Genomic DNA, 12,157 nt, shown 5'->3' with positions numbered 1-12,157 from the left:
AAGCTATGCGTTTGGTGGCGATGGCGGAGGGGTTCCACACGTACCCATCCCGAACACGACCGTTAAGCCCTCTAGCGCCGATGGTACTTGGACCGCAGGGTCCTGGGAGAGTAGGACGCCGCCAAGCGAAACCCCGCTGGGGTATTTTTTTTGACTTTTCTTGAGAATTTAAGTGGTGAGAACAATTGGCAGCTTCAAATTCTTCATCAGGAGTAAGTAAGGCCCGTTGGTCAAGGGGTTAAGACACCTCCCTTTCACGGAGGTAACAGGGGTTCGAATCCCCTACGGGTCATAATAAGGCGGTGTAGCTCAGCTGGCTAGAGCGTACGGTTCATACCCGTGAGGTCGGGGGTTCGATCCCCTTCGCCGCTACCATTTTTTAGGGGCATAGTTTAAAGGTAGAACAACGGTCTCCAAAACCGTTGGTGTGGGTTCAATTCCTGCTGCCCCTGCCATTTTATTAAGAGCCATTAGCTCAGTTGGTAGAGCACCTGACTTTTAATCAGGGTGTCGAAGGTTCGAGCCCTTCATGGCTCATTGTTATCTATGCGTGCGGTATTAAAAGAATAACATAGACTCTCTGACGTGGATTATAAACTCTTTCCAGGTGAATCCTCTGTATAGTAAGACATGGAGAAAAGGTCGAGAGTCATCTTTACAAACTATGGTCTCTTCGACAGACAAGGGAAAAATTCCTATCCCATCAACGGATAATGGACGCACCCTGTAGTAAATCTAAGAACGCTATAACTTTTAAATTAATCCGATTATAATATCCCTATTGGAAAAGAGGCTATCCTTATGGACAGCCTCTTTCTTATATTTATTTCCTTAACCACGTGAAGGAAATTCGCCTTGCAAGCATATGATAAAAGTCTGTGTAATAAAAGGTTGCATATTGTTATGTGGCTGAGATGAACCAGTCACTCCTACAGCCATAGGCGTCATATCTGTGCTTGGTGTGTTATTGTACAATGGGGGCTGCGGTGCTGTGGGAATGGGTTTGGCAGCTTGGGCCCAGTACGCATCTTTAGGTGATGTTTGGTTCCCTGTCGCAACAATACCTTGAGGTGTGTGCGTATGAGCAGGGATCGCGGTTTGATTTAGCGTGACCACTGCATCTCCAACCTGTTGTCCAACAGTACGAGGAGTTAAACCCGTTCCAGAACCTTGATGGATAACAGCGGAACCCATTAAATTGGGCAATGCAAAGGTCGTTTTTCCATCTCCACCATACTGTACACCCAGTATAGAAAATAGAGCTGTATTTTGGTTAATTGACATCAATTGACCATTACATAATGCCCAGCCTTTTGGTGCGAAATTTCCAGAAAAAATTCGGATTTCACCGATATACGCATCAGCCAAAGTCATGTCCTCCTTAATTAGTTGCGAGAAGGGAAAATTCCCTGAATCGCAATGGCGTAATTCAATACGGTGTATGGTTGCATATTGTTATGCGGTTGAGAACCGCCGGCTCCTGAGAGACTTCCTGAATTCATAGTTTCTTGTCCAGGGGTGGATCCGAATGAATTCGGGACAGCTGCCCAAACGTTATTTAGTGGAGTTGCCACCGATGGATTGGTTTCTGAAGCTGTTACTTGATGGTTATGTATCGGCATCTCATTAATGGTTAACGTGTGAGCTGCTTCACCTTGTTTAGTGCCCAGAGGAATTGTATTTGACACATGTATCGGTACTCGTCCACGATAGTCTGGAAGTGCGAAAGTAGTGATACCATCTCCTCCGTAGACGTTGCCAAGCAAAGAGTAGAGAGCTTGGTTGCTGTTGATCTGCAAGATTTGTCCTTCACAATAAGCCCAGTTACGAGGGGCATAGTTGTTGGCGAACAATCGGATCTCGCCCAAAAATGGTTCTGACATGAGGTGACCTCCTCTATATTTTTATTCTTTTTAAGGTTGAGACGGGAATATGCCCTCTAGACAGATAATGAACGAAATGACAGTTGAAGGCATCATGTTGTCATGAGCCTGGTTTCCACCGACAGAAGATACAGCTGCAGTGTTCATATTCACAGTAGTGGCTTTATCTGAAGTGTAATAGATTTTTCGTGGTGAGTTAGACCAGGTTGCATTACTTGGTGTTGATGTAATTGTAGAGGAATCCGATGCTGTGTACACCGAATGCGTATGTACAGGGAGTTGATTAGATACCAATGTAACCGTCTCATTACCTGCTTTTTGCCCACGAATAAACGTAGGGTTTGGATGTACAGCCACTCTACCTTGCAAATCAGGCAAAGCAAACGTGGTTTGTCCATCTCCGCCATACGTTGTTCCAAGTAGAACGAACAGAGCCTCATTTTCAGCAATGGGTATTGTTTGTCCATTACACAAAGCCCATCCAAGAGGAGCAAAATTCCCCGCAAACATCCGAATCTCACCTAAATAAGCTTCACTCATTCGTTTTCACCTCACTAAATTCTGATGTTGATTCATTTGTTCTCAAAGGATACCATTCCATTAGTTGATATAAACCTGTGCTGTGTACAGGAACGAAGTTGAGCTTCTGATACAGCCTCATTGCCCTGTTCATGGGAAGTACGCTTAAACGAATAGTTGCGCCAGCATGACTTGCCCTCTGTTGTAGATCCATAATTATGCTCATACCTATTCCCCGATTCCGATACTCTGGAAGTAGAGATATATCAATGAGCACCCATTCTTGCCCTTGTTCAAGTACGTACGTTTGACCGACAGGAACATTATTGTCACGAACGATCATACGAATTGCATCTGGGTAAGAGGCCGCATAAGACATGGTTTGAGCTCTCCATTGCATACGCAAAAATAGTTCTTGTTCCTCTAGCTCCCAGTTCCAACTTTGTAATTCGTCTTGGCGGGTTAATGAATACAACTGAAACAAAAACGCTTCATCTTCGAGTTTTGCAGCAACTGTATCAATCACTTTTTATTTTCTCCTTTAATTCCAAGGTGATGGCTAGATATAGTTGTCATAATTTGTTTATAACAGATGGAAGAAGGGCTGTCATTAAAAATTTTGCAGTTTCAAATCGAATGGTGACGAAAATTTATAACAAAACTTCAAAAAAACACGCTAGATCAATTTTGAAATGGGTTGAAAGTCATTGTTCTATGAAAAAAGTCCCTAAAATTATATTTACCTATACCAAAGTCTCGTTTATGATGAGAGTAATTTCCATTTCATCATTTGACAAACTTCATCGGGAAATAGATAGGCAATAATAATTGCCGATTAAATCCAATTTTAGGGGGCCGGATATGTCTTTGTTTTCGAGAAAAAGGAGTTTGAATCGTATACTCCGTACTACATTGGCAAGTATTTTACTCATTAGTTCTTTTAGTGGTGGGATTTTTTCTTCTAAAGCGAACGCTGCGACTTGGAGTCCTGTACATCATGTTCCTTCAAGTTTTCAAACTATTGTGGAATATGGCAATGGTACATTTTTGTCTTTAGGTTATTTTCTAGATTATCATCTGTCGACAGATTCCGTAACCTGGGATAACCGCAATCTAGAGATTTCCATTGAACCGACTAACGTCAAGTTTTTAAATTCAACTTGGTTCATTACTGCCTCGGACGGAGTTTATAAGACATCTGAACCCACAACCGGTTGGACGCCTGTGAATTCATTTTTCCAAAACAAGCATATCAACGATATCACTTATAGTTCCCTTACTAACCGTTATGTGTTAGCAGGAAAAGAAAAACTATATTCATTCACAGAAAATGGTACCCCGGAGGTAGTGTATACGAATACAAACCTTGATTTTTACCGAGTAGTGTACGGCAATGGGGTGTTTATCGCAACGACCTATAATGAAGGACAAGCGGCTAAAATCTACCGTTCTTCCGATGGGTTAGCATGGAGTGAGGTATATACAACTAATCCGACCCAAGCCATTTTCGATGTTGCCTATGGAAACAATACATTTGTAGCGGTTGGTGAGGCTGGACAGGCATACGTTTCAAATGATGGAGTAACTTGGAGCAAGACGACCGTATTGAATTACAGCAACGTTAGTTTAGCTTCAGTGACTTATGCTGCAGGTAAATTTTATACCGTTAGCGCAAATGAAAGAGTTGCAACCTCGATAAATGGGGTTGTTTGGGAAGAGGAATGGAGTAATCTATCCTCATCCATGGATTTTGCCGACGTCATTATAGGTGGAGGACGAGCAGTTGCAGTAGGTTATGACAGTCAAACATATGACGGTCATATAAAGTCTGCTCCCGCCCCACACGTGAATAGTGTGACTGTGACCCCAGCTAACCCAAGTGTGAAGCAAGGGGAAACAGAACAACTGACAGCAATCGTGGATGTCAGCGGTGGAGCGACGCAAACTGTTACGTGGAGCAGTAGTGACACGAACGGCAATGTTACGGTAGATGCGAATGGATTGGTGAATGTGGCTGTAAACACTACACCAGGCACATATACTATTACAGCAACTTCAACAGTTGATGGTACCAAGTCAGGTAGTGCAACGATTACGGTTACCTCGGCACCGGCAGTAAACAGTGTGATGGTCAGTCCGACTAGCTCTAATGTGGTGCAAGGAGATACAGAGCAACTAACGGCCACTGTGAACGTCAGCGGTGGAGCGGCGCAAACTGTTACGTGGAGCAGTAGTGACACGAACGGCAATGTTACGGTAGATGCGAACGGACTGGTGAGTGTGTCAGCAAATACCCCACCTGGTCCGTATACAATTACAGCAACGTCAACGTTTGACGGTACTAAATCAGGTAATGCAACGATCACGGTTACCTCTGCCCCAGCAGTAAACAGCGTGACGGTCAGTCCGTCTAACCCTAGTGTGGTGCAAGGTGATACAGAACAATTAACCGCCACTGTGGATGTAAGCGGTGGAGCGGCTCAAACCGTTACGTGGGCCAGTAGTGATTTGAACAGCAATGTTACGGTAAATGCGAACGGACTGGTGAGTGTAGCAGCAAATACCCCACCTGGTCCGTATACAATTACAGCAACGTCAACGTTTGACGGTACTAAATCAGGTAATGCAACGATCACGGTTACCTCTGCCCCAGCAGTAAACAGTGTGACGGTCAGTCCGTCTAACCCTAATGTGGTGCAAGGAGATACAGAGCAATTAACTGCCACTGTGAATGTCAGCGGTGGAGCGGCCCAAACTGTTACGTGGACCAGTAGTGACACGAACGGTAATGTTACGGTAGATGTGAATGGACTGGTGAGTGTAGCAACAAATACCCCACCTGGTCCGTATACAATTACAGCAACGTCGACGTTTGACGGTACTAAATCAGGTAGTGCAACGATCACGGTTACCTCGGCACCGGCAGTAAACAGTGTGACGGTCAGTCCGTCTAATCCTAGTGTGGTGCAAGGAGATACAGAACAACTAACGTCCACTGTGAATGTCAGCGGTGGAGCGGCCCAAACTGTTACGTGGGCCAGTAGTGACACGAACGGTAATGTTACGGTAGATGCGAACGGACTGGTGAGTGTAGCAGCAAATACCCCACCTGGTCCGTATACAATTACAGCAACTTCAACGTTTGACGGTACTAAATCAGGTAGTGCAACGATCACGGTTACCTCGGCACCGGCAGTAAACAGTGTGACGGTCAGTCCGTCTAACCCTAATGTGGTGCAAGGAGATACAGAGCAACTAACGGCCACTGTGAATGTCAGCGGTGGAGCGGCCCAAACTGTTACGTGGACCAGTAGTGACACGAATGGCAATGTCACGGTAGATGCAAATGGATTGGTAAGTGTGGCAGCAAATACCCCACCTGGTCCGTATACAATTACAGCAACTTCTTCTTTTGATAGTACCAAGACAGGTAGTGCAACGATTACAGTGATTTCTGCACCAGAAGTCAACAGTGTAACAGTGAGTCCTACCTTTTCAAGTGTGCTGCAAGGTGACACACAGCAGCTGACAGCTACTGTGAATGTAAGTGGTGGAGCAGCCCAAACCGTTACATGGAGCAGCAGTGATACGAGCGGAAATGTCACAGTGGATGAAAATGGATTGGTAAGTGTCGCTCCAAACACAACACCTGGTCCATATACGATTACCGCGATCTCAACGGTCAACGGCAGTAAATCGGGCAACGCTTCAATAAACGTAGTTACTGAAATTGAACGATACACTGTGACAATAAACAATTTGGTAGGTGGCACAATTAGTGCTGCCCCTACGATCTCCCCAGCCGGTAACTTAATTAGCTTGGACATTCTACCGGATTTCGGGAAGAGAGTAAAAATAGGAACGCTGAAGTATATCTTTAATTCTGTAGGTTATCCGATCGTGGGTGAAACTTTTATCATGCCAAGCGGGGATGTTACCATTAGCGCAGAGTTCGAAGATATTTCAGAGACGATACCTTTTTTAAGTATTGTGGCTCCATTATTTTCACCTGTAACGGTTGGTTATGAGCAACCTTCAGCAAAGAAATTAATCATCACGAATGCCGGGGCGGTTGATACCACCATTCGTAGTCTGACTTCCAGTGAACCCAATGCATTTGTGGTTGAAGGAAGTGGCAATAATGTAGCTGCGGGTGAAAGTATCGATACGTGGAGCGTTAGACCGGTAGTAGGCTTACCAGCCGGAACCTATACTTCCGTGATTACAGCTGTTTATGGAGACGGGGAAATAGCAACAACTAACCTTGTACTTACTGTCAATTCTTCCAATAATTCAGGTGGCGGTGGAAATTCAGGCAACAGTGGAGGGGGCTCACAAGGTGGCGGAACACCATCAACAAACCCACCTCAGCTAGAGCCAAGTGGTGTCCCTGTTGTAATAAACGGTAAGTCAGAGAAGATCGGCAAGTTGGATACAAAAATCGTTGATAATAGAACCATAACAACTCTTACGCCGGATCCTAGCAAACTTCTAGAATGGTTGGCGAAAGAAGGTCAGAATGCTGTAGTGACTATTCCTGTGAATGAGTCATCGGATTCCATTGTGGGAATATTAACAGGGGATGTTGTTAAAAAGATGATAGAGCAATCTGCCGTCTTAGAACTGGTCACCCCGCTTGCCACGTATAGACTACCTGCGAGCCAAATCTCAATTGAGACGGTAGCGGGTCAACTTGGTGCGGATGATACACTATCAGACATGACGATTGAATTAACAATCTCAAAAGCTCTTCCTTCGGAATCAAGCATTGCAAAGGACTCGGCAATTTCAAAAGGTGCTTTACTTTTAGTGGATCCTGTCCATTTTACGTTAATGGCTGAATTTAATGGTTTAAGAAAGGAAATAAATCGCTTCAATACGTACGTTGAACGGTATATTCCACTTCCGGAGACCGTCGATCCAAATCAGATTACGACAGGAATTGTTGTAGGTTCGGATGGTTCCACTCATCATGTACCAACTTATGTTGAGAAGAAAGATAATCGCTACCACGCAGTGATTAATAGCTTGTCCAATAGCTTGTACACACTGGTTTGGCACCCAGTCGAATTTACTGATGTGACGAACCATTGGGCAAAAGACGCAATCAATGACATGGGATCACGAATGATTGTTACGGGAGTTAGGGAGGATATTTTCGAACCGAATAGGAGCATTACACGTGCAGAGTTCTCTGCTATGGTTGTAAGAGGGCTGGGTATAGTACCGTTAACTGGCGAAACTTCATTTATCGATGTAAATAAGTCCGATTGGTTTGCTGATTATATCTATACAGCTCACGAATATCAATTAATTGAGGGTTATAATGATGCTGAATTTGCTCCTATGGATACCATCACTCGTGAACAAGCTATGACAATTATTGCAAAAGCGATGAAGATCACAGGTATCAATCCGGATTTATTGCCTGATCAAGTAAACACGTTGATCGGACAATATAAAGACGATTCATCGATTTCAAGCTATGCCAGAGGTCATATAGCAGCTGGTTTAGCAACGGGTATTATGAATGGTAGAACAACGACTACGATTCAACCGAAGGGCCAAATCACACGTGCTGAAGTGGCTACGTTACTTCAAAAATTACTTAAGAAGTCGAATTTGATTCAATAGAAGCATGAAAGCGAAGGATCAGACCAAGAGGGTCTGATCTTTTGCTTATTAAGATTCCAATGAGCAAATACGATCTGTATTTTTGATTAGTTAAAGAGAGGGGATTCAATGAATAAGTCACGTTTGGGGAATGCGTATTTAAAAAAGACTGTAATTATATTAGGTATGTTTTTATTGTACTTTCCATTGTTTTTAGTTATATCCTTGTTACTTTTCGGAATAACTAACATAGTCGATCCGGGTGCATATTATAGATATGCTACTGAGAGCAAGTATAGTGAGGACGTCTTTTTCTCACCTGAAATTGATGCTAAAACAAAAATAGGGAATACCATTACAAAAACTTTTATTGTTATGGAAAAAGATCTACCAGATAACACCCAAGCAATGTTTCATGAGCTTTTAACAGAGGAGAGTTCATTTCTCTCACAGCTTAAAGAAAATAAGGCGTATATGGATTACTTGGTCGATAATAACTTAACTCTTGAAGAATTAATTACATATATGAAGTCGATCTCTAATTTAAGCAATGAAATTTTAAATGGTAGTTTGTACTTTTCAGCAGTAATAATATTTATCATTGTATACATCCTGTTCCGCTTTAGATTAGAGTTATATTGGTTAGCAGGAATATTGTATGTATTTTCAAATCTGGATGGTTTTACGTCAGGAATCTTTTCAAATATTTTCTATAACCCTATGCGCTGGGCGAGTATGATGATTGGACAGGAATACACAATAAATCAATACAACATGTACATAGAGTTTTTACCTAAAATCAAAGAAGCATTTTTGACTTTCATTATATTTGACACTGTAGGCCAAATATACAGGGAAAAATGGGAGAAGAAAAGATTAAAAAAACTCACAGAGATTTATTTTTCATTAGGTGGAGCTTTAAATTTTCTGAGAGATTTAAGAGCTGCAAACAGTAATAATCCCTTCATAAAGATAACTAAGGTGAACATTGATTTATATTATCTAAGCAAATATGCATCAAAAAAAAGAAATGATATTGCCTTAAAAGAAGTGAGAGAGCTTACAATAATGTTTTTACGTAGAATTGAATCGAGTTCAATATCAGTAGACGATGTCATCCGTTTTTTAGAGAGATTAATAGTAGAGTTAAATGGATCGGAGGACTTCAAAAATAAAATTAATCTCGTTACAATTTTATCAAACAATCAAGTTAAGAGAGGTTGATATAAATTTTCAACAGGATTCATTTTGATGATACTTGCTCCTACACCTTCAAAAGGAACGGTGCTATTATTGTGTTTAATTTATATAACAATGATACATACGTGGATGTCAGAATAACTCCTGATTAATGAAACTGTTTCGTGAATAAAATCGAATTCTTCAGGTGCGCTACAAAAGAATTGTAATAGCAACTCATTGACTGTTAATTCTAACTTAGACTCCTGATATATATCTTTCTTAAGTTGTAAGTTCTCCATAGAATATTATTGAAAACTCATTTCAAGAACGCAATTTGAGGACAAGGATCGTTCAATTCAAAAAAAGAATAGTGCTGCGTAAAAGAATTAAACAATTAATAAATATAACTCGTGAACTATTGTAAACCGATATAATAATATAGCATTGAGAAACAGTAAATGGTTGAAGCTTATACCTTATTCAAAATTGCCTTAGTAAAGAGTAACCGGATGGGAGGGAAGAATAATCTGTTCGATTGGGTGAATAAATGACTTTTTATTTGAACTGGAGGAAGTATATGTTTTATAGAAGAATAATTCAAAAAGTAAGCACATTCATAATAGCTACCAGTATGGTATCCGTATTTAGTGGGGTAGCATATGGTCAGAAAACCAATTTAGATATTCAAGGACATTGGGCCGAACATACCCTTAACAAATGGCTCTCAGAAGGGTTAATTAAAGGATATTCTGGTCAAACACTTAAACCCAACAATGTAATTACACGTGGAGAATTTATGGCATTGGTTAATCGTCAGTTTGGTTTTAATGAGGTAGAAGAAATACATTTCACTGACTTGTCGTCTTCAAATTGGAGCTATCTAGAAGTACAAAAAGCGGTAAAAGCAGGTTACATACAAGGTTATAAAGATCAAACTATACGTACTTCTAAACCGATAAGCCGTCAAGAAGCTGCAGTTATTGTAGCAGACTTACTGAAATTACCTAGTAATGAAAAAGCAGCTTTAGCATTTAAGGATTCTTCAGAATTTACATATTGGAGTAAGGGTGCCATAGGTGCTACATTCTCAAAATATATCATTACTGGTTATACAAATGGTTCATTCAAACCGGCATCTCCAATTACGCGAGCTGAGGCAGTTGTAATGTTAGATAAAGCGATAAGCTTGATTCAAGAACAAGAACAAGGAACTGAAAGTGAAGATAACGATAATATACCTTCACCATCTATACCTACTGTGAGTTTAAATTCAGATTCAAACAGTACATCTAATGGATCCGGTTCACCTTCGATTACTACTGGAGTGAAGACCTCCATATTGAACACCACCGTAGGCGTCAAAGATGTTTTAGGCATATCTCAAGTGGTAACTCTGACATTAACTAGTGGGGCAAATGCGCCAGGTTCATTGCGTGCAACGTTTACAGATGGAGTCAATCCAGTGACCGTTTACGTAGAGCTTGATGGAACTGAATTGGATACTGAGGTAGCTGCTAAAATCGTACAAGCGTTTGATAATGCACTAACAGGATGGAATGTGGATGCTGAGCGTGCAAACATTTATTTTACATCATTAAATCCAGCTGTTAACAACGATCATGTTAAAGCCACCGTTGAAAGCATTATGACAGGTGTGGTTTCGAGTGGAAGTGTCATAACTGTCCAAGGTAGTATTTATAACAATGTAGGTACGGCTCAGGTAGCAACACTAGTGATAGAGAACGGTGCAACGGCTCCGGGTTCATATTATGTTTATTTTACAGATGGAGGAGTGCCAGTTCAAAAAAATATCTACATCTTGGGAACAGAAACAGCGGCTGAAGTAGCATCTAAAATAGCAGTCGCGTATGGAACATCCGTAGCGGGTTGGGGTGCAGAAGCTGATGGGAGTCGAGTACATTTCACATCGCAAACGCCAGGTACTAATAACGAAAATGTTCGAATATACGCTTTGGAAGCATCAGGAGTAGGGGCACCTTCAAGTACACTTGAAGTTCCAGGAAATCCTGCGACCAACACATCCCAAGTAATTAAGCTGCGTCTTCCCAATTCAGAGAGTGATCATGGGCCGATAGGCGTCAAATTCACGGATGGAATCTCCTCGTGGACAGCCTATGTGTCTATGATGGGAAGTCCTGAAACAGGAAGTGATCTCGCTGACAAGATAGTATCCGCATTCGGGAGCGTGATTCCGAATTGGATCGTTTCGTCACGGGGCTCAGAAGTGATTTTTACAGCCAAGTTTCCAGCAGAGAATAACATAAAGGCTATGGCGAGACTTTCGGGATTAAACACAGGGATTGGTATGCCAGATAGTTCGATTACATCTGTAGGAACAGCGCCATTACAGGGTACAGCACAAATAGCAACACTAGTGATAGAGAACGGTGCAACGGCTCCGGGTTCATATTATGTTTATTTTACAGATGGAGGAGTGCCAGTTCAAAAAAATATCTACATGTTGGGAACAGAAACAGCGGCTGAAGTAGCATCTAAAATAGCAGTCGCGTTTGGAACATCCGTAGCGGGTTGGGTTGCAGATGCTGATGGGACTCGAGTACATTTCACATCGCAAACGCCAGGTACTAATAACGAAAATGTTCGAATATACGCTTTGGAAGCATCAGGAGTAGGGGCACCTTCAAGTACACTTGAAGTTCCAGGAAATCCTGCGACCAACACATCCCAAGTAATTAAGCTGCGTCTTCCCAATTCAGAGAGTGATCATGGGCCGATAGGCGTCAAATTCACGGATGGAATCTCCTCGTGGACAGCCTATGTGTCTATGATGGGAAGTCCTGAAACAGGAAGTGATCTTGCTGACAAGATAGTAGCAGCATTCGGGAGCACGATTCCGAATTGGATCGTTTCTTCACGGGGCTCAGATGTAATTTTTACAGCCGAGTTTCCGGCAGAGAATAACATAAAAGCTATGGCGA

The 12,157-nt window shown here is 42.0% G+C and carries 7 protein-coding genes, 4 tRNA genes and 1 rRNA gene; 8 read left to right on the top strand and 4 right to left on the bottom strand.

Annotated elements, in window-relative coordinates; genetic code table 11:
- The first annotated feature begins 10 nt into the window (after positions 1-10).
- From rrf to CXK86_RS31640, 5 genes are all read left to right on the top strand, one after another.
- A 5S ribosomal RNA gene (gene rrf / locus CXK86_RS31660) occupies positions 11-127 on the top strand.
- Between the two features lie 93 nt (positions 128-220).
- Positions 221-292, top strand: a tRNA-Glu gene (locus CXK86_RS31655).
- A gap of 6 nt (positions 293-298) precedes the next feature.
- Positions 299-375 (top strand) — tRNA-Met (locus tag CXK86_RS31650).
- A gap of 6 nt (positions 376-381) precedes the next feature.
- Positions 382-455, top strand: a tRNA-Trp gene (locus tag CXK86_RS31645).
- A 9-nt stretch (positions 456-464) separates the two neighbouring features.
- Positions 465-537 (top strand) — tRNA-Lys (locus CXK86_RS31640).
- Positions 538-831: 294 nt separating this feature from the next.
- On the opposite strand, the gene CXK86_RS31635 is transcribed toward CXK86_RS31640, so the two are convergent.
- The 4 genes from CXK86_RS31635 to CXK86_RS31620 are packed head-to-tail and all read right to left on the bottom strand — an operon-like array spanning position 832 to position 2,928.
- Complete coding sequence (locus CXK86_RS31635; RefSeq protein WP_101315138.1) at positions 832-1,368, bottom strand: phage tail protein; 537 nt, start codon at positions 1,366-1,368, stop codon at positions 832-834.
- 17 nt (positions 1,369-1,385) lie between these two features.
- On the bottom strand, positions 1,386-1,883 hold the full coding sequence (locus tag CXK86_RS31630; protein ID WP_100529038.1) for a phage tail protein: 498 nt from the start codon (positions 1,881-1,883) through the stop codon (positions 1,386-1,388).
- 30 nt (positions 1,884-1,913) lie between these two features.
- The gene (locus tag CXK86_RS31625) at positions 1,914-2,423 is read right to left on the bottom strand and encodes a phage tail protein (RefSeq protein ID WP_101315137.1); all 510 of its coding nucleotides are present in this window, start codon (positions 2,421-2,423) and stop codon (positions 1,914-1,916) included.
- Positions 2,416-2,928, bottom strand: a complete 513-nt coding sequence (locus CXK86_RS31620) for a GNAT family N-acetyltransferase (RefSeq protein WP_101315136.1) — start codon at positions 2,926-2,928, stop codon at positions 2,416-2,418. Before CXK86_RS31620 ends, CXK86_RS31625 begins: the two co-directional genes overlap by 8 nt.
- An 821-nt stretch (positions 2,929-3,749) precedes the next feature.
- Here CXK86_RS31620 and CXK86_RS31615 point away from each other — a divergent pair.
- From CXK86_RS31615 to CXK86_RS31605, 3 genes are all read left to right on the top strand, one after another.
- Complete coding sequence (locus tag CXK86_RS31615; protein WP_180361909.1) at positions 3,750-8,036, top strand: Ig-like domain-containing protein; 4,287 nt, start codon at positions 3,750-3,752, stop codon at positions 8,034-8,036.
- A 108-nt stretch (positions 8,037-8,144) separates the two neighbouring features.
- The gene (locus CXK86_RS31610) at positions 8,145-9,239 is read left to right on the top strand and encodes a hypothetical protein (protein WP_101315134.1); all 1,095 of its coding nucleotides are present in this window, start codon (positions 8,145-8,147) and stop codon (positions 9,237-9,239) included.
- Between the two features lie 535 nt (positions 9,240-9,774).
- A partial coding sequence (locus CXK86_RS31605) for an S-layer homology domain-containing protein (RefSeq protein WP_180361908.1) occupies positions 9,775-12,157 on the top strand: 2,383 nt, incomplete at its 3' end.

Source organism: Paenibacillus sp. BGI2013 (genome assembly GCF_002843485.1).
In the GTDB taxonomy this organism is placed as follows: Bacteria; Bacillota; Bacilli; order Paenibacillales; family Paenibacillaceae; genus Paenibacillus; species Paenibacillus amylolyticus.
This window is presented reverse-complemented; position numbering and strand designations above follow the sequence as displayed.